The 25144-nt window shown below is 40.4% G+C and carries 13 protein-coding genes; 12 read left to right on the top strand and 1 reads right to left on the bottom strand.

The window, feature by feature from the left end:
• Positions 1-7: 7 nt before the first annotated feature.
• The gene (locus tag ACN9MR_RS16080; RefSeq protein ID WP_426325130.1) at positions 8-2011 is read right to left on the bottom strand and encodes an alpha-L-arabinofuranosidase C-terminal domain-containing protein; all 2004 of its coding nucleotides are present in this window, start codon (positions 2009-2011) and stop codon (positions 8-10) included.
• Between the two features lie 462 nt (positions 2012-2473).
• Between ACN9MR_RS16080 and ACN9MR_RS16075 the strand changes: the two genes are divergently transcribed.
• The 12 genes from ACN9MR_RS16075 (at position 2474) to ACN9MR_RS16020 (ending at position 24640) form a co-directional block, all read left to right on the top strand.
• Positions 2474-4876: a hypothetical protein gene (locus ACN9MR_RS16075; RefSeq protein WP_426325129.1), complete on the top strand. Its 2403-nt coding sequence runs from the start codon at positions 2474-2476 to the stop codon at positions 4874-4876.
• Positions 4877-4920: 44 nt separating this feature from the next.
• Positions 4921-6768, top strand: a complete 1848-nt coding sequence (locus ACN9MR_RS16070; protein WP_426325128.1) for a rhamnogalacturonan lyase — start codon at positions 4921-4923, stop codon at positions 6766-6768.
• A gap of 19 nt (positions 6769-6787) precedes the next feature.
• Positions 6788-9133, top strand: coding sequence for a glycoside hydrolase family 2 TIM barrel-domain containing protein (locus tag ACN9MR_RS16065; RefSeq protein ID WP_426325127.1), 2346 nt, complete (start codon positions 6788-6790; stop codon positions 9131-9133).
• Positions 9134-9317: 184 nt separating this feature from the next.
• Positions 9318-10085, top strand: coding sequence for a rhamnogalacturonan acetylesterase (locus ACN9MR_RS16060; RefSeq protein WP_426325126.1), 768 nt, complete (start codon positions 9318-9320; stop codon positions 10083-10085).
• A gap of 113 nt (positions 10086-10198) precedes the next feature.
• A complete protein-coding gene (locus ACN9MR_RS16055) occupies positions 10199-10993 on the top strand; it encodes a rhamnogalacturonan acetylesterase (RefSeq protein WP_426325125.1) in 795 nt (264 codons plus the stop codon).
• 95 nt (positions 10994-11088) lie between these two features.
• Complete coding sequence (locus ACN9MR_RS16050) at positions 11089-13992, top strand: exo-beta-1,4-galactosidase (protein ID WP_426325124.1); 2904 nt, start codon at positions 11089-11091, stop codon at positions 13990-13992.
• Between the two features lie 17 nt (positions 13993-14009).
• A complete protein-coding gene (locus ACN9MR_RS16045; protein WP_426325123.1) occupies positions 14010-15137 on the top strand; it encodes a glycoside hydrolase family 88 protein in 1128 nt (375 codons plus the stop codon).
• Between the two features lie 5 nt (positions 15138-15142).
• Positions 15143-17644 (top strand): glycosyl hydrolase 115 family protein, encoded by a 2502-nt coding sequence (locus tag ACN9MR_RS16040; protein WP_426325122.1) that lies wholly within the window; start codon positions 15143-15145, stop codon positions 17642-17644.
• Positions 17645-17646: 2 nt separating this feature from the next.
• Complete coding sequence (locus ACN9MR_RS16035) at positions 17647-20100, top strand: glycoside hydrolase family 31 protein (RefSeq protein WP_426325121.1); 2454 nt, start codon at positions 17647-17649, stop codon at positions 20098-20100.
• A 135-nt stretch (positions 20101-20235) separates the two neighbouring features.
• Complete coding sequence (gene rhaM / locus ACN9MR_RS16030; protein WP_426325120.1) at positions 20236-20544, top strand: L-rhamnose mutarotase; 309 nt, start codon at positions 20236-20238, stop codon at positions 20542-20544.
• 4 nt (positions 20545-20548) lie between these two features.
• On the top strand, positions 20549-23320 hold the full coding sequence (locus ACN9MR_RS16025) for a glycosyl hydrolase (RefSeq protein ID WP_426325119.1): 2772 nt from the start codon (positions 20549-20551) through the stop codon (positions 23318-23320).
• 66 nt (positions 23321-23386) lie between these two features.
• Entirely contained in the window at positions 23387-24640 is a 1254-nt protein-coding gene (locus ACN9MR_RS16020; RefSeq protein WP_426325118.1) for a glycoside hydrolase family 28 protein, read from the top strand.
• Positions 24641-25144 lie beyond the last annotated feature (504 nt).

The raw sequence follows: 25144 nt of genomic DNA, 5'->3' as shown, positions 1-25144 counted from the left end.
GTTAAATCTATTGGTTAAATGGAATTTTAATAACGTTAAAAGAATAAGGTTTTAAAGTGATGTTGAGTTTTTTGCCTTTCAGGTTGATGGCGCTTTTTTGTGGGCTAACCGCTTGGGGAGTTTCGAAAGAGTTGAGTTGGTTTAGGTTACTGTTTGCTATTTCCTCATTGGTGGCCTTACTCTTTAATTTCATTTTTCCTTCCAGGTCGAAATCAATGTTTTGTGCCTGATCGGAGTTGTTCGCAATTTTAATGATCAGTTCCTTTTTTGCCTGATCGGTCACCGCAGAAGCGTAAAGGCCATCCTGGCCGATAATGTTCTTCTCATCAAGCGTAATCGAAACTACATCGGTTCCTTTATTCGTAGAAAACTGTTTCTGTACATAATAATCGGGTGTTCCGTACGATTTTAGGTTATCTACCCAGATCATATCGGGTGCCCATTGCCAGGCATCGACATGGGCAAAAAGTGGGGCATAAGAGGCCATCTGTACCACATCGGCATTGCGCTCCAAACCGGTCATCAACGAAGCTGAAGCTAAGGCGCTTTGCCAGTTGTTTTTATCGCTTCCTGTTAGGTTTTTATCAGCATGTACTGCATATTCGCCAACAAAAACCTTCGATCCGTTTCTTGGGTAGTTATCATAACGGCCGGCATTTTTTAAAAACCAATCGGCAGGGCGGTAATAATGTTCATCAATAAAATCGGCATTATTGCTTCTTAAAGTGGTATTCAATAAATTAAAGCGATCACCTTCGGGATCGGTTCCCGAGCTATTGATTAGTTTAAAATCGGGATATTTGGCTTTTATGGCCTTAGTGAAAATTGCTAACCTTTCCAGGTATTGTGGGCCCCAGTTTTCGTTTCCAACGCCCATCATTTTTAAATTGAAAGGTTTTGGATGACCAAGATCTGCCCTCATTTTTCCCCATTTAGTATTTACATCGCCATTGGCAAACTCGATCAGGTCTAAAGCGTCCTGTACATAGGGATCCAGCTCGTCAAGTGAGGCTACTTCTGCAGAGTTAAACTGACAGGCCATACCGCAGTTCAATATCGGAAGGGCATCAGAACCTATATCTTCTGCCAGTTGGAAATATTCGAAAAAGCCCAGGCCAAAACTCTGGTAATAATCTGGTGCCGAGCGGAGTGCAAATTCCGTATTCCAGCGGTTCATTAACAGTTGTCTGTTTTCAATCGGGCCGATGGTTTTCTTCCATTGATAACGATTTGCCAGATCGGTGCCTTCTACAATACATCCGCCAGGGAAACGGATAAAACCGGGTTTCATGTCGGCCAGCAACTGTACCATATCGGCCCTTAATCCCTGCGGGCGGTTTTTCCAGGTGTCGCTTGGAAATAACGAAATCATATCCAGATCGATATTTCCTTTTCCCTGAAACCCGATAGCAAATTTTGCTTTTGGATCGGTTTGGGTAGCGGTAAAACTTGCCGACTGTTTTTTCCAGTCGCTACCGGTCTGATCAGGTGTTAAACTTCCCTGTCCGATTATTTTATTGTTCGCATCTTTTAACAAGAGTACAAGTTTAACCCCCGGAGTTGATTGACGGTACATCACAGAAAAATCGTAACGCAAGCCCTTTTTTACGCCAATGCCTTTAAAGCCTTCATTTACGAGCTCAAAATCATCAGTTTGTTTTTTTACCTGTAAATATCTGGGATTGGCGGTGTTCACTTCTTTTCGGTTCACCACCAATAGCTCGCCTTCCTGTGGTTTTTTGGGTTGGAAACTCCAGCCCATCAGCGGTTTTGCAAACTCAAATGAGCGGTTTTTGATCAGTTCGGCATAAATGCCGCCATCAGCACCAAAGTTGATGTCTTCAAAAAAAACGCCCCACATGTTAGGTTGCACCTTGGCAATGGAATGGTCTGTTTTAACTTTGATTACTTTTGCAGTTTGTGCCTGTACATCGGAAGTGTATCCGATTCCAATTGTTGCATACGCTAGGCATGCCGAAAACACACTTTTTGCAGGGTAATTTAATTTCATACGGTTTAATATTTGGAAGATCCTAATGGTAAAAGTAAAATATTTAAAATAATAAACGTTATTTAAACAGTTATTTTTTTATTCATCAACAATTTTTTTGATAAATTCTACAATCTTAGCATTGGGGAAAATGATGCAGGCATCTCAAATATGGATTGAGGCAGTAAAAGGGTTTAGTAAAGTAACTTTTTACTTGATGTTTAAAATTTATTGAGCAGAAACCTTTAAAATCTTTCTTATAACATATTGTCATCATTAAAAAGCAGGATACTACAGGATGCACCTTAAAGATATACTATTTACATTCGACATAAATCATTCAATGGCTGCTATCCAGCAGCTGTTATGATCAAACTAACCAATAACACATGATGAGCCTCCATTTCTTCAATATTCTGGTATTGACTATGTTTTTTATAGGGCTTTTGTGTGCAAAATAACGGGCTGATTGACAAAAGAATTATGAATCTCAAAAAATACATTTGGCTTAGCCTCCTAAGTGCGGTAACACTTTGCAGTTCGGCACAACAAAAAACTACAGATAAACAATCAGTTAAACTCTTTTTTGAGAAATCATACCTGCAGGTAGACCGCAGTTATTACAGTACTGGCGAAGATGTATGGTTTAGCGCCTATTTGGTAAATGGAAAAAGCAGCAGTTTAACCGCTACCAGCAATAATTTATATGTAGAGCTGCTTACACCAAAATCGGAAGTTTTAGACCGGAAAATGATCAGGTTGGATGGTGGACTGGGAAAGGGAGATTTTAAACTGAAAGATTCTATTCCTTCTGGCTGGTACGCCATTAGGGCTTACACCAATTGGATGCGAAACTTTGGCAATGATTTTGTTTTTCAAAAACGGGTCCATATTAGCAATAACATTATTGAAAACGCTTCTTATTTTACCCGAAATCCGGTCAAAAAAACAGATGTTTCCAATTCGAAAAAATCGATTGCTTTTTTTCCCGAGGGCGGTTCGCTGGTTGAAGGATTAACCAGTATCGTAGCGTTTAAAACTAATGATGATGTTGGGAACGGGATTAAAGCCACGGGAAGTGTAGTTTCATCAAAAGGCGATACCGTAACTACTTTTCAAAGTACCGATGCGGGGATGGGCATTTTTGCTTTTACACCCAAAACAGACGAGAAATATAAGGTTGAGGGATTTTATGGCAAAGAAAAATTTTCTTCAGAAATGCCTAACAGTCTTAAGAAAGGTCTTTCATTACACGTTACTACTGATTCTTTAAATATCAAAGCAAGTATTAGTGCCAACGAATTAATGTTTGCTGAATTGAAGGATAAAAGCATTTCGCTTGTAATTAAACATGCAGGCGATAATATTTATTCCGGATCGATCAAATTAAGTAAAGCTACGGTGTCGGTATCTATCCCAACAAAAGGTTTTCCGAATGGCATTGCAAGCATAACCTTACTCGATGACCAAAACAGGCCTAATTGTGAACGACTTATTTTTATACAGGACGAAAATACGGTCAATTTCTCCATAAGCCCAAATAAAGTAGCTTATAAACCAAGAGAAAAAGTGATTATTAAGGTAAAAGCGACCAATTTTCTTGGTCAGCCAGCTAAAACGGCATTTTCCTTAGCTGCTGTTGATGGGCTTATTCCAGATGATGGAAATGATATCGTATCGTATTTGATGCTGCAATCTGAAGTAAAGGGAGATATTAAAAACGCTGCACAATACTTTGATGCTAAAAATGCATCTCGTTTAAAACAGCTCGACTTATTGTTGCTTACCCAGGGCTGGAGAGATTATATCTGGAGAAAACTGGCCGATTCGGCTATTAAGATAAGTTATTTGCCTGAGCCTGGCATCACAATTAAAGGATTGGTAAGAGAGAAACTGGCAGATAAACCCATTCCGAACATGAATATTACCCTGTTTGGCTCCAACTTTACCGGCAATAAAATCTTTACTACGAAAACCGATCAGAGCGGACGTTATTTTCTGGATGGGCTCAGTTGGTACGGCAATCAAGCGGTAAAAATTTCATCAAAAGATGATAAGGGGAAAAAAGGTGGCTGGCTGCAGATCGATACGCTGATTAAACCTTTAAATTTAGCGCCGTTAAATACGATCTCATCGGGAATTCCGAATACCTTAAACGTAGAAATCGGTAAACGCATGGATTATAACCGCACTTACAAGTTTGGCGATTCGATCAGTTTAAACGATATTGAAATTAAGGCCGCCCAGAATAACAAGGTGGTTCTGTTTCAGGATGTACTTACCTCATTCGGGTATCCCGAGGAAGTTTTCAATATTACGGCAGCCGATTATTCTTACAAGGGCTTGGAACATTTTCTGTTAACAAAGGCTAAAGGAAGTTATCCGGCAGAAGAAAATGATAGCCTGGGGAATGAAGGGGTCACTTTTCTCGCCAACGGAAAAAAAGTTAGGCCCGTTATTAAGGTAAATAACCGAGAGGAGCTCTTTACCGAGCGCTTAGATTACTACAGTTTAACGATGGATCAGATTAATCAGGTTAGAATTCAGCATTTGTTAAATAGCACTGGAAAAGATGTGTACCTGATCAGTCTTAATTTAAAGGACGAGGCTTTGCGGGGACCAAATTTAGACTTGCTAAACCTCAATTTAAACGGTTATTATACCGCAAGGACTTTTTATTCGCCAAATTATAGCAGTCCGGCAACGCCAAATAAAGATTTACGTACCACTATTTTCTGGATACCAGCTGTAAAAACCAACGAAAATGGCGAAGCAACTGTTACTTATTTCAATGGCGATAACAAAGCCGATATTTTGATCAAAGCCGATGGAATTACCGATAAAGGAGTGGCTGTATCGGCCAAAATAACCTATAAAGTTCAATAAATCATGAATCGATTATATTTTTTAATTAAGATTGTATATAAGCCATGATCAAAACCATTAAAGTTTCCTGCTTCATGATCAGTTTGTTCTTTGCTACACAGCTTTTCGGCCAGCGCCAAATGGAAAAATTGGGACGTGGTGTAATTGCCATTCGGCAAAATAGCGATTCTGTTTATGTAGGCTGGCGGATGCTGGGTACCGATGCCGATGACATTGCTTTTAACTTATACCGCAAATCCGGAAATAACGAAGCCATAAAACTCAATGACGATCCCATTATCAAGAGCACTAATTTTGTAGATGCAGGGGTTAAATTCGATCTTCCTAATAGCTATTTTATAAAACCCATTTTAAAAGGCAGTGAATTGGCAGCCAGTAAGTCTTTTACATTGCCGTCCAAACCACCTATTCAGCAATATTTAACTATTCCTTTAAAAACACCAGCAGGTTACACGCCTAACGATGCTTCGGTAGGTGATTTAGATGGCGATGGTGAATATGAAATTGTATTGCACCAAACTGGTCGCAGCAGGGATAATTCATCTAACGGTATTACCGATCCGCCGATTTTTCAAGCCTATAAATTAGATGGAACTTTTTTGTGGGAGATTAATTTGGGGAAAAATATCCGCGAAGGAGCCCATTATACCCAATTTATGGTGTACGATCTGGATGGTGATGGCATTGCAGAAATAGTATGTAAAACTGCCGATGGAACAGTAGATGGTAAAGGAAAAGTAATTGGCGATGCGACTAAAGATTGGCGTAACCCGAACGGCAAAATATTGGATGGCCCTGAATTTTTAACCGTATTTAGTGGTAAAACCGGAGAGGCATTAGCCACAACAGATTATATTCCTGCCCGTGGCAATATTGGTGCCTGGGGTGGTAGAGGTGGGAACGGAAAAAACGATAATACGGGTAACCGTGTAGATCGGTTTAATGCCTGTGTGGCCTATTTAGATGGGATCCATCCAAGTGTGGTGATGTGCAGGGGTTATTATGGCAGAACGGTTTTGGCGGCCTGGGACTGGCGCAATGGCAAACTAACTTCCCGATGGGTATTTGATAGTAAGGATAGTAAAAACCCTTTTTCTGGGCAAGGAAACCACAATCTTACGGTTGCAGACGTAGATGGCGACGGAAAAGATGAAATTATTTACGGTTCGATGTGCGTAGACGACAATGGAAAGGGATTGTATACTACAGGTTTGAGGCATGGTGATGCCATTCATGTTTCAGACCTTGACCCGGAACACCCTGGCTTAGAAGTTTTTGGCGTACATGAGATAGAGGAAGGTACTAAAGGCCCTGGTGCGGCAGTATATGATGCCAGAACGGGTGAGATTTTATGGAAAGGTTCGCCAGATCAGGATGTAGGAAGAGGAGTGGCAGATAATATCGATAATACCCGTTTTGGTGCGCAGATGTGGTGGTCGGGATCGAACGGATTATATGATATTAAGGGCAATCGGATCGGTAATCAACCCCGATCAACCAATTTTTTAATTTATTGGGATGGTGATTTATCAAGAGAACTTTTAGATGGTAACCGTATAGATAAATACAATGCCGGGAGGCTTTTTACGGCTAATGGAGCTGTTTCTAACAACGGAACCAAATCTACCCCAGCTTTAAGTGCCGATATTTTTGGCGATTGGCGCGAAGAATTGATTTTAAGAGCCGAGGATAATCAAAGTTTAAGGATTTACAGTACCACCATCCCAACTGAATACCGAAATTATACTTTAATGCACGACCCACAGTACCGCTTAAGCATTGCCTGGCAAAACGATGGCTATAATCAGCCGCCGCATACGGGTTTCTATTTCGGTTTTGGTATGAAGAAAGCACCAAAACCACACATTACTTTGATAGAACCGAAAAAATAAACGAATCTGAAAACATACTATGACTAATTGCAGATTATATATTCTCATTTTTACATTTTCGTTTAGCTGCTACGCTACAATTGCACTATCGCAGGTAGTAAAAGAACAGGCGAGGGTAATAACACCTTTTGATCAGGACTGGAGCTTTAATCAAGGCGATGTTCAGGGCGCAGAAAAAGCTGATTTTGATCAAACCAAATGGCGGAAATTGAATGTTCCGCACGATTGGAGTATCGAAGGGACTTACGATAAAGCCCATTTAACTGCCCGTGGCGGTGGCTATTTGCCATCGGGTATTGGTTGGTACCGCAAAAGTTTCAATCTTGATGAAAGCTTTGCGAAAAAGAAAGTAACAATCGAATTTGATGGCGTAATGGCCAATAGTGAGGTATGGATTAATGGATTTTATCTTGGCAAGCGCCCTTATGGCTATATTAGTTTTACTTACGATTTGAGCAAAAACTTAAATTTTGGTAAAGACAAAACAAATGTCATTGTAGTAAAAGCCGATAATACTGTACAACCTGCTTCGCGTTATTATACCGGCGCTGGAATTTACAGGCATGTGCGTTTAGTGGCAACAGATGCCGTTCATATTGCAGATTGGGGTGTTTACATCTCTACGCCAGGTGCTACCGCGCAAAAAGCTACGGTTAAAGTAAAAACAAACCTTATTAACGAATCTGCTCAAAGCACTCAGGTTACTGTAGAAACAGCTGTTTTAGATCCTGCCGGAAAAATTGTTAAAACTGCTCAGAGTGAGCAAACCATCGCTGCGGGTAAAAATATTAATGTAGATCAGGATATTGTTGTGACCAATCCAAAACTTTGGAACCTTGAAAGTCCATTTTTGTATAAAACCTTAACCAAGATAACCGTAAATGGAAAAGTTATCGATGATCAGTTGAATACCTTCGGCATCAGGGCTTTTAAGTTTGATGCAGCAACAGGTTTCTGGTTAAATGGCAAAAACTTTAAGCTAAAAGGAGTTTGCCTGCATCATGATGGTGGTGCGGTTGGTGCAGCAGTGCCGTTAAGCGTGTGGAAATTCCGTTTAGAACGCTTGAAAGAAGTAGGGGTAAACGCCATCAGAACTGCTCATAATCCGGTTGCGCCAGAATTTTTGGATTTATGCGACCAACTGGGCTTTTTGGTGATGGATGAAACATTCGATACCTGGAACTCGGCAAAAAATAATGGCGAAAAAGGTTACAATAGATTTTTTACCGAATGGTGGGAGCGCGATACGCGCGATATGGTGATGCGCGACCGTAATCACCCATCCATCATAATTTACAGTGTTGGGAACGAAATCCATGATGATTTAAACAGCCCGGAGGGATTCAAAAAATATAAAGATCAGCAAGATCTTATTCATTTGCTAGATCCGAGCCGTCCGGTAACCATGGCGCTTTTCCGTCCTGCCAATTCGAAGGTGTACACTAATGGATTTGCCGAAACTATGGATATTGTTGGACAGAATTACCGTGAAAATGAATTGGTAGCCCTGCACAATCAAAAACCGAATTTAAAAGTAATCGGCACCGAAAATACACATGTAATTCAGCAATATTTGGCACTTCGCGATAATCCTTTTATGGCAGGCCAGTTCCTTTGGACGGGTTTTGATTACCTTGGAGAAGCCGATTGGCCTCAGATTACCAATGGACAGGGTTTGTTCGATAGGATTGGCAGTTGGAAACAGCAAAGTTTACAGCGCCAGAGCTGGTGGTCGGAGAAACCTGTTGTACACATTGTTCGCAGAGAAGATAATGCTGGCGCTGGTGCCTGGATCAACAATTGGACACCTACCGATTTCGATACTTACGATGACTCAAAGGTTGCCATTTATAGCAATTGTGAAGAAGTTGAACTTTTTTTAAATGGTAAATCGCTGGGCAGCAAACCTAAACCAACTGATGATTCTCCACGTTTATGGGATGTAACCTTCGAGAAAGGCAGTATTAAAGCGGTTGGTAAAAATAAAGGCAAAATAGTTTCATCAGAAGAACTTAAAACCGCAGGCGTGCCAGCTAAAATTATATTATCGGTTGATAAAAACAAAATCAGTAACAGCTGGGATGACGTGGCTTTTGTAACTGCAAAAATTTACGATGAAAATGGAAATATTTGCCCAAATGCGGATCAGTTGATCAAGTTTACCATTTCGGGCAGTGGAATTATCGATGCTGTTGATAATGGCAATATAACCAGTCATGAAATGTATAAAGCAACGCAGCGTCATGCCTATCAAGGTGTTTGTATGGCTAATATTAAAGGTAATATGCCCGGAACCGTCGAAATTAAGGCCTCTGCTGATGGTTTGGAAAGCGGGGCAATAAAATTAGAAGTGGGTAATAAATAATGTCGGTCTTCGAGACTGTGTAATAAATATAGTTTGTCATCCTGAGCCTGTCGAAGGACTTTTCTAAATGTGCTTTGAGGTGTTTCGACAGGCTCAACATGACAGTTCCCGAAGAGAAATTGCCAAAGGATGCAGGACAACAATAAATAACATTTATAAAATAGTTAACATTGATAATAATAAAATGAAGCTTAAACCCATAAAACTACTTACCGCAATAGCCATCATCTTTTTGGCCTCGGCATTTATAAAAGGCAACAAACCCGCATTACACACTATTGGCGATTCTACAGTCCGCAACTCAAACAAAGAAACCTGGGGCTGGGGAACACCGATTGCTTCCCTATTTGATACGACAAAAATCCATGTAGAGAATAATGCAATGGCCGGAAGAAGTACCCGTACCTTTTTATCGGAGGGCAGATGGGACAAAGTTTTGGAAACATTAAAACCAGGTGATTTTGTTACCATGCAATTCGGTCACAATGACGGAAGTGCGCCTGATACCACGAAAGCTGGTAGAAGAGGTGTGTTAAAAGGAACCGGAGAAGAAACCAAAGTATTAACCTGGCCAGATGGAAAAGTAGAAACCGTGCATACTTATGGTTGGTATATCCGCAAATTTGTACGCGAAACCAAAGCAAAGGGTGCTACGCCTATTGTACTTTCCATGATCCCCAGAAATATTTTTAAAGATGGTAAAGTGGTTCGGGCCAATAACGATTTCGGAAAATGGGCCGCTGAAGTTGCCAAAGAAGAAAATGCCTATTTTGTAGACCTGAATAAAATAACGGCCGATAAATATGATGCGCTCGGTCCGGATAAAGTAAAACTCTATTTCCCGGGCGATCATACTCACACCAATTTAGAAGGCGCAAAAATTAACGCGGCTTCTGTTGTAGAAGGAATCAGGGAATTAAAAGATTGTAATTTGAAAAATTATCTGCTTTAATAAAGGAGCTGAAAGGCCAAAGGCAATATAAATCTGTGTAATCCAACAATCGGTGTAATCATCCCGAAGGTTGTAATCTAATAATCTGTGTAATCATCCCGAAGGTAATAACCATGAAATCAACTAAATCATACCTGAATCTAATTCTCTTAACCACATTCATTATCTTTTCTTCCTGCATCATCTTAAAACCGCAAGGTAAACCCACTTTATTCCTCATAGGCGATTCTACCGTTAAAAATGGAAAAGGCAAAGGCGATGGTGCTTTATGGGGCTGGGGGAGTTTTGTTGGAAATTTATTTAATTCCGAGAAAATCAATGTAGAAAATGATGCGCTTGGTGGTACCAGCAGTCGTACTTTTCAAACCAATGGTTTGTGGGATGCTGTTTTGGCAAAAGTAAAAAAAGGCGATTTCGTGATGATGCAGTTTGGGCATAACGATAGCAGCCCATTAGACGATACCGCCCGTGCCCGTGGTACCATAAAAGGCATTGGAACCGAAAGTAAAGAAATTTATAACCCAATTAAGAAAAAACAGGAAGTGGTTTATACGTATGGCTGGTACCTGCGTAAATTTATCAGCGATATTAAAGCTAAAGGCGCAACAGCAATTGTGTGTTCACCGATTCCACGCAATCCGGTTAAAGATAATGCGATCGTTTTAGCTAACGATAGTTATGCAGGTTGGGCCGAAGAGGTGACAAAAGCCGAAAAAGTCGATTTCATTCCACTGAATCAGATCATTAAAGATAAATATGCTGCTTTAAGCGCGACAGAAGTAAAGGCATTTTTTACCGAGAAAGACCATACGCACACCAATGAAGCAGGAGCGAAGTTAAATGCAGTTGCTGTTGTAGAAGGTTTAAAGAAATTAAAAAACAATAAACTGAATAGCTACCTGAAATAAACCATCGGGCAGGATACTACAGGATGCTTTCCTGCCGATATTGTATTATTTTAACCGCCTAACCAAATACCAGCGGTAATAAACCGTCCAATTTTATGCAGATACAGGTTAACCGAGTTTTCAAAGTGCTGATAGGCATTGCTTTTATATTTTTAAGCATCACGCAAACACATGCCCAAAGCATTTCGCTTGCCGGCAAATGGCGTTTCAAAATTGATGCTAAAGATGAAGGTATAAAAGGAAAATGGTATTCAACTGTTCTTCCCGAATCCGTTAATCTGCCAGGCTCAATGGCCGAAAACTTAAAGGGCGATGACATTACCCTCAAAACTAAATGGACCGGAAGTATTTACGATAGTTCGTACTTTTTTCATCCCCGTTTAGAAAAATACCGTAAACCAGGTAACCTGAAAATACCTTTCTGGTTAACCCCTGCCAAACATTATACAGGTGCAGCATGGTATCAAAAAGATATCGAAATTCCTGCCAATTGGAAGGGTAAAAGACTAGTGTTATCTTTAGAATATCCTCATTCGGAAACAAAGGTTTGGATAGATGATATCGAAATTGGAACACAGTATACCTTTGTGGTTGCACAAAATTTCGAACTCCCGGCAAATTTAAAAGCAGGAAAACATACCATCACTTTATTGATCGATAACCGCATCAAAGCGATAAATGTGGGGCAGGATTCACATAGTTTAACCGATCACACTCAAGGAAACTGGAATGGCGTGGTGGGTAAAATGGAGCTGGTGGCTGGCTCTCCCATATATTTTGAAGATATTCAGGTCTATCCTGATCTGAAAAATAAGTCTGCCAACGTTAAAATCCAGCTTAAAGCCAATGCTAAGCAATCCTCTACCGGAAAAATTACGCTTACTGCTACAACTTTCAATACCAAAAATGCACTCCAGGTTAAGCCTGTAACCGCAGCTTACCGCATTACAAATGGTGAGGGTGCTTTGGAAATCAATTTGCCAATGGGGGATAAAATAGCCACCTGGGATGAGTTCGATCCGGCATTGTACCGTTTAACAGCTACTTTACTATCGAAAGATGGTAAAAAAGACGAGAAAAAGCTACAATTCGGTATGCGTGAGTTTAAAGCCATAGGCAGAACTTTTGAAATTAACGGTCGGCCGGTTTTTTTACGCGGAACGGTTAACAATTGCGAATTTCCTTTAACCGGTTATCCATCAATGGATGTTGCCGCATGGGTACGCATTTTTAAAATTTCGAAAGCCCACGGGTTAAACCATATGCGTTTCCACTCGTTTTGTCCACCAGAAGCTGCTTTTATCGCTGCAGATCAAATCGGTTTTTACCTTCAGCCAGAAGGACCAAGCTGGGCCAACCACGGTACGTCTATCGGAGATGGAAAACCAATTGATCAGTTTATTTATGATGAAACCAACCGTATGACCAAAAACTATGGCAATTATGCATCCTTTTGTATGATGGCCTATGGAAACGAACCACGTGGCAAGCAAGTAGAATACCTGACCAAATTTAATAATTACTGGAAAGCCAAAGATTCCAGACGGTTATATACAGGTGCGTCGGTTGGTGGCAGCTGGCCGGTTATTCCGAACAACGAATACATGGTTCGGGCTGGCGCAAGGGGGTTAGATTGGAGCAGAAAGCCAGAAAGTATTTCAACTTATGCCAAACAGATCGAACAATTTACCGTGCCTTTTGTAGCACACGAAATGGGGCAATATTGTGCTTTCCCTAATTTCGATGAAATAAAAAAATACACTGGTGTTTATCGTGCAAAAAACTTTGAGATGTTTCAGGAAGATCTTAAAGATCACGATATGGCCGATCAAGGACATGATTTTTTAATGGCTTCGGGCAAATTACAAGCCCTTTGTTATAAAAATGAAATCGAAAAAGCATTACGAACGCCAAATTACAATGGTTATCAGTTATTGTCGCTAAATGATTATCCAGGCCAGGGAACAGCACTTGTAGGTGTTTTAGATGTCTTTTGGGACGAAAAAGGTTATATTACAGCGAAAGAATTCAAACGTTTTTCTAACAGCACAGTGCCTCTGTTAAAAGTTTCAAAATTTGTTTTTACCAATAACGAAACCTTAGAAGCTGCGGTAGAAGTGGCACATTTCGGAAAGGCGCCAATTGAAAATGCAAAACTCTCCTGGACACTCAAAGATGAAAACGGTACAAATATAGCCAAAGGCAGTTTCAATCCTAAAACCTTGCCTGTTACCAATTGTATTGCCATCGGAGAAATTAAATTTCCGTTAAACAGTATTACAAAAGCAACAAAACTGAAATTAGAGGTTACCATAGATGGAACTGAATTTGCCAACGACTGGAGTTTTTGGGTTTACCCTGCACAATTGCCACAGGTTAAAGGCAATGTATATTACTGCACCAGCTTAGATGAAAAAGCACAGGCTGTTTTGGCCGAAGGAGGCAGTGTTTTTCTCAATGCAGCTGGCAAAGTGGTAAAAGGGAAAGAAGTGGTGCAAACTTTCCTGCCTGTTTTTTGGAATACCTCTTGGTTTAAAATGCGCCCGCCACATACTTTAGGTATTTTATGTGATCCAAAACACGCTGCTTTTAACAATTTTCCGACCGATTTCCACAGCGATATGCAGTGGTGGGAAATCGTAAACAAATCGCAGGTAATGAACCTCGAAGATTTCCCTTCAGGATTTAAGCCAATTATTCAACCAATTGATACCTGGTTTTTGAACCGCCGTTTGGCATTGGTTTTCGAGGCAAAGGTAGGTAAGGGGAAATTAGTGGTTTCGAGTGCCAATCTCTCACCTGATTTAAAAGACGCACCCGCTGCACAACAACTTTATTTCAGTTTGCAGCAATATATGATATCTGATCAGTTTAATCCAAAATATGAAGTGGCTTTTAATACTGTAAAAGATATCTTCGAAAGTCCTTCTAAAATTCAGTTCGATACCTTTACAAAAGATAGTCCTGATGAGTTAAAAGTAAAACCTAAAACCAATTAAGATAAGCGAATACCATCATGAAGAAATTTATATTCAGCTCCGCTATACTGTTCTGCATATCTGTCCAGTTACTTTTGGCACAGAAAATCCCTAATAAAAAGGAGGTTTTAAAAGTGTTAAAAACAACAAATGCTTATTTTATGAATAAGTGGCCTGATGCCGGGAAATCAATCATAACGAACAGAGAGCGGCCAAGTAATATCTGGACAAGGGCAGTATATTACGAGGGATTGATGAACCTTTATAAAATCCATCCTGAAAAACAATACTACGATTATGCCGTTCAATGGGGTGAAAAACATAACTGGGGCTTAAGAAATGGCATTACTACAAAAAATGCCGACGACCAGGCCTGTGGGCAAACTTATATCGATCTTTACCTGATTGATAAACAACCCGAACGCATTAAAGACATTAAAGCTTCTATCGATCTGGTAATTAAATCGGGCAAGGTAAACGATTGGACATGGATTGATGCCATCCAAATGGGCATGCCTGTTTTTGCCAAACTGGGTAAGTTATACAACGATACCTCCTACTATAATTATATGTACAAAATGTATATGCATTCTAAAAATACCGAGGGTGGCGGTTTGTACAATGCTAAAGATGGTCTTTGGTGGCGCGATAAAGATTTTGTGCCCCCTTACAAAGAACCAAACGGCGAAGATTGTTATTGGTCCAGAGGAAACGGATGGGTGGTTGCTGCGCTGGTGCGTGTATTGGAAATTATCCCTGAAAATGAAGCTCACCGCAATGAATATTTAAAAACCTATCATGAGATGATCAAAGCTCTGGTACCAATTCAGCGTGCTGATGGTTTTTGGAATGTAAGTTTACACGATGCGACGCATTTTGGTGGTAAAGAAACTTCTGGCACTGCTTTGTTTGTATATGGCATGGCCTGGGGCGTAAATCAGGGTATTTTAGATAAGGCTACTTATCTGCCAATCATTACCAAAGCCTGGAATGCCATGACCAAAGATGCTGTTCAAAAAAATGGGTTTATAGGCTATATGCAAGGAACCGGGAAAGAGCCAAAAGACGGACAGCCGGTAAGTTATACCAGCGTACCAGATTTTGAAGATTATGGACTGGGTTGCTTCTTATTGGCCGGAACAGAGGTTTACAAGCTTAAAAAATAATTAAAATGAATTTCAGAAATCTAGCAGGCTTATCGGTATTGATGTTTTTGTTCTTGCTGCCTAAACAAAATATGGCACAAAGGGCGGCCATTGCTGTTTCTGAAATTAATAGTATTTCATCTTTCCCGATTGTGGATGGAGGAAAAGCAGCATCAATTTATATCGATGAAAAAGATGCTGAAGTTGTTGGAATCGCTGCTGAGGCTTTTAAGGGTGATATTCACTTATTAACGGGGACAACAAGTCAGGTTTTGAAAAATAATCCTGCTTTCAGTGCTTATCCCATTATTATTGGTACCATGGGGCAGTCGCTTTACATAGATCAATTAGTTAAAACTGGAAAAATAAGCAGGACTGCTTTATCAGGAAAATGGGAGACTTTTTCTGTTTCAGTGATCGAAAATCCTTTAAAAGGAATAAAAAGGGCTTTGGTGATTGCCGGTAGTGATAGACGTGGGACTGCTTATGGTGTTTTTCAGCTTTCGCGGATGCTTGGCATATCGCCGCTTTGTTGGTGGGCTGATGTGAAACCTGCAACAAAAAAATCGTTATACATAAAAGCTGGTCAGCCCTTGGTAGAATCGCCTTCAGTTAAATACCGTGGTATTTTTATCAATGATGAAGATTGGGGAATACAGCCCTGGGCGGCTAAAATGATGGATACCGATGTGAAAGATATCGGCCCAAAAACTTATACTAAAATATTTGAACTGTTGCTCAGGCTAAAAGCCAATTACATCTGGCCGGGCATGCATCCTTCAACCAAAGCCTTTTATTATTATGCCAACAACCCTGTAATGGCTGACAAATATGGTATTGTTTTAGGTTCCAGTCACTGCGAACCGATGCTGAGGAACAATGTTTTCGAATGGGCAGAGAATTTTGAGCACGAATACGGCAAAAAACCAGGTGAATGGCGTTACGATCTAAATAAAAATGAAATTGCAAACTACTGGACCGACCGTGTAAAACAGGCAAAAAATTACGAGTCGGTTTATACTGTAGGGATGCGTGGTATCCACGATGGCAGTATGCCGGGACCGAAAGATAAAAATGAAAAAGTGAAATTGTTGGGGGAAGTGATTGCCGACCAAAGAACGATTTTGAGCAAAAACATTACAAAGCCTGTGAGTTCAATTCCACAAATTTTTTGTCCTTACAAGGAAGTATTATCTTTATACCAGGCTGGTTTAAAACTGCCTGATGACGTAACGATCGTTTGGGCCGATGATAATCATGGTTATATCCGTCAGCTTTCGAACCCTGAAGAGCAAAAACGCTCAGGTGGAAGTGGGGTGTATTACCACATTTCTTATTGGGGTGCTCCACAAGATTACCTCTGGCTTTCGTCTATTTCTCCATCGTTGATTTCATATGAGTTAAGCAAAGCGTACCAGTACAAAGCCGACCGCCTTTGGGTTGTAAATGTGGGCGATATTAAACCTGCAGAAATGGAAACACAGTTTGCCATGGATTTGGCCTGGAATGTAAACCAGTGGAAACCCGAAAATGCAGATAAATATGCCGAAAGCTGGGCTGCTGAGACTTTCGGTGCCGAATTTGCAAAACCCATTGCCGAAATAAAAGCAATTTATTATCGCTTAGCGCAGGCTGCCAAGCCAGAGCATATGGCCAGCGTTAATTTTACTGATGCCCAGGCCGAAGAACGTTTGGCTGCTTATCAAAAGATTTACGAACAAGCTAAAAGCTTAAATGACCAGATGCCGGCACGTTTGAAAGATGCTTATTTCGAATTAGTTTTATACCCGGTCGAAGGTGCCATACTGATGAACCAGAAGATTTTATACGCAAAGAAAAGTTTGGTTTTAGCGGCAAACGGCGATCAATCGGCCTTAAGTTATTCGAAAAAATCGAAAGAAGCCTTCGATCAGATCCAGTTGATTACCAAAAAATACAATGAAGAAATTGCTGGTGGCAAGTGGAACGGAATGATGAGCTGGAAACCACGCGATTTAGCCGTTTTTAAAATGCCAAAAGTGGCCGATTCTGTAACTTCAAAATCATCAGACATTAGCGCGAAAACTGAAAATAAAATCATTGTTCGTGCGGCTAAATATGTCGAGAAATCAGTGCCGAAGGGACTATCCTTACAAACCCTGAAAGGACTTGGTTTAGGTGGTGATGGCATTTCTCTTTATCCTTTTACTTTTAAGCCATTCGGGGAAACAGCGCTTCAAAATGCCGCCTTTACTGTTTACGAAGTTGATTTCAAAACACAGGGCGAACACCAGATCGAAGTGAAATGTTTACCTACTCAGTGCGTTAATAATGGGATTAAAGTGCGTTATGCCATTTCGGTAAACAACGACAAGCCGCAGGTCATTAATATTTCTCCGGCTTCAGAAAATAATATCTGGAAACAGAACGTATTACAGGGTTACGCTTCGGGCATAACCAAACACGAGATTAATAAAACAGGTAAATCGACTGTGAAAATCTATATGCTCGATCCGGGCTTGGTAATTAACCAGTTGGAAATACAATAAATATGATGAAGAAACTTTTAGCTTTTGCCCTATCCTTAATTTTTATGCTTGCCATCGCCAGGGCACAAAGTATTGGCGATTATAAATCTGGTTTTAAGAAAACGGGCAATACCATTTCATTTTTAACCACAAGAGGAGAAGTGAAATTGGAGTTCTGTACACCAGAAATCTTCAGGATCAGAACCAGTTGGAACGGGAAATTCGAAGCCAACGAAAACCTGATGGTGGTTAATTACAATTGGGCCAATGTAATGGTTAAAGTTTCGGATAAAAAAGACCATTTCTTGCTTGCCACCTCAAAATTGGTGGTTAAATTATACAAAGCCCCTTTCAGAATTGATGTTTTTGATGCCAAAGGTAAATTGCTGAGCAGCGAAGCGAATGGAGCGGTAGTCAAAGAAAATACGCAGGTTGGGGTAAGCAAAAAACTGCAGGCCGATGAGCATTTCTTTGGTTTTGGCGAGCGCATGGATTTTATGGACCGCCGCTTTAAAAAAGTAACATTAAATGTTGGACGTGGTAAAGGTTTACCGCACGCCATCGGTGCTTACAATATATTGGAAGCCAATTATTGTCCGGTTCCGTTTTTTATGAGCACAAAAGGTTACGGTATTTTCTTGCATAATTCTTTTGCTACCGAATGGGACATGGGCGCTTCCAAAAAAGGTCAGTACAGTTTTAAAGCTGCTGATGGAGAATTGGACTATTATTTCATGTACGGCCCAACTTTTCCGGCTATTTTAGACCATTATACCAGTATTACCGGCAAATCGCCAATGTTACCGCAGTTTGCATTAGGTTTACATGCAGGTACGTACAGTGGTGGTACATGGGGCTATGAGGCACAAACTTCCGATCATTATGTGGTTGAGCTGGCAAAAAAATACAGGTCATTAGGCATTCCGGTTGATCTGCTTTGGTTAGATTCTACCTGGCGCTTATTTGGCGAAAATGGAGGTAAAGGTGCTACTTCTTTCGAATGGAGAGAAACCTTTAAAGATCCAAAATCAATGTTCGATAGCATTTACGCCATGAACTATAAAATGGTGGGGCTTCACCTTCGTCCACGGTTCGATAACGCCAAAAAATTGAACTTGTTAGATCAGGCCAGAGCGCAGGGGTATACTTATCCCGAAAATGGTAAACCCGGCGAATTTGTGAACTTTTTCGATGAAAAGGCTACACAGTGGTGGTGGGATAATGGTGTAATGCGGGTAGCAAAATTAGGCGCTAAATTTCTGAAAACCGATGAAGGTAGTGCGTTTGGATCTTTAGCCAACGAAAGTGAGAAGGTTGGTCCAACAGGAAAAGATGCAGAACGTTTACACAATCTTTTTCCAATAGCTTATGCCAAAGCACCGTTTTTGGAGTTCGAAAGGTTTAATGGTTTTAGGGGATTAAATCAAACAAGGGAAGGTTATTCTGGCATTCAGCGTTATCCATATATTTTTGCAGGCGATTGGCCAAGTGAATGGCAGTATTTTGCTCCAGTAATTAAAGCCGGACTAAATGTTGGCCTTTCGGGCGTAGGTTCATGGGCACACTGTATGGGCGGTTTCGAGCATCAGGCCGATCCGGAACTGTACATCCGTTGGGTACAGTTTGGAATGTTCAGCCCAATTGCACTTGTTTTTGGGATGGATCATCCCGGTTATAAAGAACCCTGGAAATATGGTGAAGACGCATTGCGTAATTTCAAAAAATACGATCTGCTACGTTACCGTTTGTTTCCTTATATGTATACCAGCATGCATCAGCAATACGAAACAGGTTTACCAATGATGAGGGCTTTGGTGCTCAATTATCAGGATGATGAAAATGTGTACGAAATTGGTGATCAGTATCTATTTGGGGATAACTTAATGGTTGCTCCGGTAACCACCAAAGGTGCCATTACCCGTTCGGTTTATCTACCAGAAGGTACCTGGTTTAACTATTGGACAAACAAAAAATACGAAGGCAAAAGTTATCACCATGTGGTTGCGCCTTTAGATACCATTCCGTTGTTTGTAAAGGCGGGAAGTATTATTCCGATGCAACCAGAAATGGCCTACAGTGGTGAAAAACCAGTTGATGTGATTACCCTGGATGTTTTTCCCTATGGAGCATCTGAATATAATATGTACGAAGACGATAATTTAAGCGCTGCCTACAAAACAGGAAACTTTGCTTCAACCAAGATCACTTCTTCATTAGCCGCATCAAATTTAACGTTGAAAGTTGCTAAACCAACAGGTAATTTTAAGCCCAGTAAGCATAAATATCTGGCTAAAATACATTGGACAGGAAAAGTAGATCCAAATGGTGTCTCAGAAAATGGTATTAAATTAAAAGTTTTAAAAACACCAGATCAATTGGATAAGACTGAAGGCTGGTTTTATGATATAAAAAATAAAATACTTTGGATTAAATCAGCCGGAGATAACAGTAATGATTTAAGCTTTGTAGTGAATTAATAGGTGGTTAGTTCCTCGGTCTGTGTTTCCACAGACCGAAACTGAGCGATTTTAGTTTGGGTATAAAATAAATAATATTAGCGGTTCGTGGGGACATGAACCAGGGCGGGGAAAATCCTTAAAAAAATTGAAAACATGAAAATTGCATTTAAGATGAAACTTAAACCCGGTTTTGAAACAGAATACAAAAAGCGCCATGATGAGATCTGGCCAGCGCTATCTACTTTGTTAAAGGAAAATGGGATCAGCGATTATTCTATCTTTTTAGATGACGAAACCAATACACTTTTTGCCGTGCAGCAACAAAATGGAAACTCTTCACAAGATTTGGGCAATACCCAGATTGTGCAAAAATGGTGGGCATACATGGCCGATATTATGGAAACCAATGCCGATAATTCACCAAAAACATTTCCTTTGGAAATGGTATTCCATTTAGATTAAAAATATGCAATTACATAGATTCTTTTCTGTTCTGCTACTTAGTATATTGATTTTTAGTGTGGCTAAAGCACAAAAGCCTGTAAAAAATACCAGCAGTTGGCCTGTTATCGAAAAGCAGATGAAACCCTGGACCCGCTGGTGGTGGATGGGAAATGCTGTAGACGAACAGAATTTGGACCTGGTTTTAAAGAAATATGCAGATGCTGGTCTTGGTGGTGTAGAAATTACACCAATTTATGGCGCCAAGGGTTTTGAAAAGCAATATTTACAGTTTTTATCGCCAGAGTGGATGAACATATTACACCACACGGTAAATAAAGCAAATACGCTAGGCTTGGGAGTAGATATGAACACTGGCACGGGATGGCCATTTGGCGGTCCGCAGATTAAACCTGAAAATGCCGCCACCAAACTGATTACCCAGCAATATGCACTCAAAGCTGGCGAAAGATTAAATGAAACTATTAAGGTTAAAGAAGCTAAACAGGATTTCGCGCAGTTACAGGCGTTAACAGCTTATGGTAACAATGGTGAAGTGCTCAACCTGCTTTCTAAAGTTCAGGCTGATGGATCTTTAAATTGGTCGCCTGGTAGTGGGAGTTGGGATATTTATGCTGCTTTTGCAGGTAAAACCAGGCAAATGGTTAAACGCGCAGCACCTGGCGGCGAAGGTTTTACTTTAGATCACCTCGATAAAAATGCAGTTGATGTTTACCTGAAAAGATTTTCGGATGCTTTTGGAGGTAAACCACAGGGTATCCGATCGTTTTTTAACGATAGTTATGAAGTTTATGGTGCAACATGGACGCCAACTTTCTTACAGGAATTTAAGAAAAACCGGGGCTACGATCTGTCCACTCATATTAAAGAATTAACCGGTAAAGATTCTACGAATGCAAATATTGCCCGTTTAAAATCTGATTACCGCGAAACCATGGATGAACTTTTGCTCCATAATTTTACGCAAAACTGGACCAATTGGGCGCATCAGTTTAAATCGGTCACAAAAAACCAGTCGCATGGTTCTCCAGGCAATTTGCTCGATCTTTATGGAGCGGTTGACATCCCTGAAACCGAAACCTTTGGTTCAAGTTACTTCCCAATTCCAGGTCTTAGGCGTGATGCAGGAGATATCCGCAACGTAGATCCCGATCCGATAATGAGCAAATTTGCATCATCTGCAGCACATACAGGCGGCAAAAAACTGGTGTCTTCCGAAACGTTTACCTGGCTAACCGAGCATTTTAAAACATCGTTTTCGCAATGTAAACCAGAAGCAGAACAATTGTTCCTGGCAGGGATAAACCATATCTTTTATCATGGAACCACCAATTCGCCAGCAAATGTATCCTGGCCGGGATGGCTGTTTTATGCCTCGGTAGAAATGAATCCAAACAACAGTTTATGGCCACAGGCACAAGGATTAAACAATTATATTGCCCGTTGTCAGTCTATTCTTCAATCAGGAAAGCCAGACAACGAAATTTTAGTCTATTGGCCAATTTATGACGTATGGAACAAAGCGAAGGGTTTGGATATGGCCTTAAAAGTGCATGATGTTGACGAGTGGCTGCACCCAACAGCGTTTTATAAACTATCAAAAGAACTTTCCAAATCGGGTTATTCCTTTGATTTTGCATCCGATCGACTGTTAAAGCAATCAACCGTTAACAAGACTTTAATCAGCACCAATCAGACTGCTGCGCCATATCAGGTGTTAATTGTGCCGCAATGCGAAATGATGAGCCCGGAAACGCTAGATCAGATGATAAAACTGGCCAGCAATGGAGCGAAAGTCATTTTTCAGGCATTACCTAAAGATGTTCCAGGTTTAAATAATCTGGAAGCAAGACGCGCACAGCTAAAGGCCAGCCTGGCTAAATTGATTTTTACGGATAGTGCAGATGGTATTAAACGGTTTAAAGTTGGCGCAGGATTAATTTTATTGGCTAACGATGTGCAAAAAGCATTAAATGCAACTGGCATTAACAGAGAAACGCTAACCGATTCAGGCCTTCAGTTTATCAGGAGAAAAACAACAACTGGCAAATATTATTATCTGGTTAACCACACCGCTAAAGATATTGATACTGAACTTTCCTTAAATGAAGAAGGACAGGTTTTAATCATGGATCCGCAAAGCTCGAATGTGGGTTTGGCGGCAGTACGCGATAAAAAGGTTCGTGTACAGCTTAAATCAGGAGAGAGTTTGTTTTTAAAGGTCGATCAGAATGGAACAACCAAAACTCCTTGGGTTTATTTAAACAAAGCTGCCCGTACGATTAATCTTAACCAACCATGGAGCTTACATTTTATCGAAGGTGGGCCAGAGCTTCCTGCAGATCAGAAATTAGACAAATTGGTAAGCTGGACTACTTTAAACGACCCTAAATTACAAGCCTTTTCTGGCACTGGTGTTTATACCTCAAGCTTTATGCTGAACTCAAAATCGGCCAAAGAATATGTTTTAAATCTAAACCAGGTTGATGAAAGTGCCAGGGTGTGGATCAATGGACAGGAAGTTGGTATTTTATGGAGTATTCCTTTTCAGGCCCGTGTTGGCAAATATTTAAAAGCAGGCCATAATACCATCAAAATTGAAGTGGTTAATTTGATGGCGAACCGCATCCGTGATATGGATATCAAAAAAATCCAGTGGCGGAATTACCACGAAATCAATTTCGTGAATATTAACTATAAGGATTTTGATGCATCAAACTGGAACGTAGTGCCTTCAGGCTTAATCGGCCCGGTAAGCATTACAGCTTTCAACTAATCGTATACAGTCATTCCTGCGCAGACAGAGATTTAAAGCCTTGTACAAATCAATATGCATTTTATCATGAAAAAACTCATTATACTCGCTTTGTTTACGGCCATTGGCATAAGTGCCATGGGCCAAGATTATATCATCACAAAATTTGGTGTTGGTGCCGATAGCACCAAACTGAATACCAAAGCTATTCAAAGTGTAATAGACAAGGCCTATCAAAAAGGAGGAGGAACGATTGTAATCCCTAAAGGTGTTTATCTTAGCGGAGCACTCTTTTTTAAGCCTAAAACGAAGCTTTTGTTGCAAGAAGGCGCGGTACTTAAAGGATCTGATAACATAAAAGATTATCCTTTTATCCCGTCGCGTATGGAAGGTAGGAGCCTTAAATACTTTGCAGCATTAATTAATGCCACAAAGGTAGATGGTTTTAGTATTTCTGGCCCAGGTACCATTGATGGAAATGGCCTCAAATTCTGGAAAACATTCTGGGCACATCGCGATTCGCTCAAGAAATTAGGAAGGGAATCTACAAACCTGGAGGTGAGCCGTCCTCGCTTACTTTTTATCTGGGGATGCAATAATGTGAATATTAAGGGGGTGAAATTGCGTAATTCTGGATTCTGGACAACCCATTTGTACCAATCTAACAATGTACTAATTGAGAATTGCGATATCCGTTCGCCATTTCGGCCGGTAAAAGCACCCAGCACTGATGGTATAGACATTGATTTTTGTAAAAAAGTAACGATCAGGAATTGTTATATCTCTGTAAATGACGACGCCATTTGTATTAAAGGTGGCAAAGGACCCGATGCACAGAAACTACCAGAAAATGGTATTGTTGAAGATATTTTAATTGAAAACTGTACCATTGGCGAAGCACATGCTACTTTAACCATGGGAAGCGAGTGTATTCATGCACGCAATATTACCATGCGAAACTGTAAGGTAGAAAATAACTGCCCGATTTTAAAAATGAAAATGCGTGGAGATACTTTTCAGCTTTACGAAAATATTACGGTAGAAAACATTACAGGAAAATGTGGTGCTATTATCGACTTAAACCCCTGGAAACAGTTTTTTGATCTGGCAGGCAGCACCGCAAAACCATTTGGTACGATCAGAAACATCAAGATCTCAAACATTAAAGTAGAAGCAACAAAATTTGGCGAAATGGATGGGAACCCTGAAGATAAAGTATCGGGCTTTCTTTTTAAAGATTTGGAAGTAACGACTAAAACACCATTTTTGAAAAACAGGTACCAGGATGTTAAAATTGAGAACGTAATGGTAAACGGAGCACCATTGGTTGTTAAACCTTAGTGCTGAAGATAACTAATAATTTCAGCCAGCGGGCAACGGTAAATTGTGTAATACAAGCATGGTGCTCCATTAAAAATATTTTAGTATTAGGAAATAAGCGGCTTGTGGTTCTTGGCGGTCTTCAGTCCCGCTTTCATTTCAAGTCCTCGCTACGCTTTGGGCTTTACATTACAATCGGGTTTAGGAACGAGGGGTTGTGCACCCTGCAACTTTACAAATGAAATGCTGTTGTAGCCACTTAGCCCCTGTTGAAGCGATACCCTGCAGCAACGAGGCACGAGGAAGCGAAGCGTACAAGCGGAAAACGGGAAGAAATTTAGTATTTACTACAGGCCTTGCGCTCTAAATGTGAAAGTATTTAGTGTCAACTTTAACCTCGGTATGTGTCCTCAGAGAACGAAAAAATAATATTTAGGTGGTCTGTGGAGACCCAGACCACGGAATTGGAGAAAAATACTCTTTTTATTTCTGTGCTTCAGTGTTTCCGTGGCAAAAAAGCAAAAT

The sequence above is a fragment of the Pedobacter sp. R-06 genome, assembly GCF_049913135.1.
Lineage (GTDB): Bacteria > Bacteroidota > Bacteroidia > Sphingobacteriales > Sphingobacteriaceae > Pedobacter.
This window is presented reverse-complemented; position numbering and strand designations above follow the sequence as displayed.

What these genes read in the sequence shown, in the direction of transcription:
- ACN9MR_RS16080 (WP_426325130.1), bottom strand. Translation starts at nt 2,011, where the DNA reads ATGAAATTAAATTACCCTGCAAAAAGTGTGTTTTCGGCATGCCTAGCG.
- ACN9MR_RS16075 (WP_426325129.1), top strand. Translation starts at nt 2,474, where the DNA reads ATGAATCTCAAAAAATACATTTGGCTTAGCCTCCTAAGTGCGGTAACA.
- ACN9MR_RS16070 (WP_426325128.1), top strand. Translation starts at nt 4,921, where the DNA reads ATGATCAAAACCATTAAAGTTTCCTGCTTCATGATCAGTTTGTTCTTT.
- ACN9MR_RS16065 (WP_426325127.1), top strand. Translation starts at nt 6,788, where the DNA reads ATGACTAATTGCAGATTATATATTCTCATTTTTACATTTTCGTTTAGC.
- ACN9MR_RS16060 (WP_426325126.1), top strand. Translation starts at nt 9,318, where the DNA reads ATGAAGCTTAAACCCATAAAACTACTTACCGCAATAGCCATCATCTTT.
- ACN9MR_RS16055 (WP_426325125.1), top strand. Translation starts at nt 10,199, where the DNA reads ATGAAATCAACTAAATCATACCTGAATCTAATTCTCTTAACCACATTC.
- ACN9MR_RS16050 (WP_426325124.1), top strand. Translation starts at nt 11,089, where the DNA reads ATGCAGATACAGGTTAACCGAGTTTTCAAAGTGCTGATAGGCATTGCT.
- ACN9MR_RS16045 (WP_426325123.1), top strand. Translation starts at nt 14,010, where the DNA reads ATGAAGAAATTTATATTCAGCTCCGCTATACTGTTCTGCATATCTGTC.
- ACN9MR_RS16040 (WP_426325122.1), top strand. Translation starts at nt 15,143, where the DNA reads ATGAATTTCAGAAATCTAGCAGGCTTATCGGTATTGATGTTTTTGTTC.
- ACN9MR_RS16035 (WP_426325121.1), top strand. Translation starts at nt 17,647, where the DNA reads ATGATGAAGAAACTTTTAGCTTTTGCCCTATCCTTAATTTTTATGCTT.
- rhaM (WP_426325120.1), top strand. Translation starts at nt 20,236, where the DNA reads ATGAAAATTGCATTTAAGATGAAACTTAAACCCGGTTTTGAAACAGAA.
- ACN9MR_RS16025 (WP_426325119.1), top strand. Translation starts at nt 20,549, where the DNA reads ATGCAATTACATAGATTCTTTTCTGTTCTGCTACTTAGTATATTGATT.
- ACN9MR_RS16020 (WP_426325118.1), top strand. Translation starts at nt 23,387, where the DNA reads ATGAAAAAACTCATTATACTCGCTTTGTTTACGGCCATTGGCATAAGT.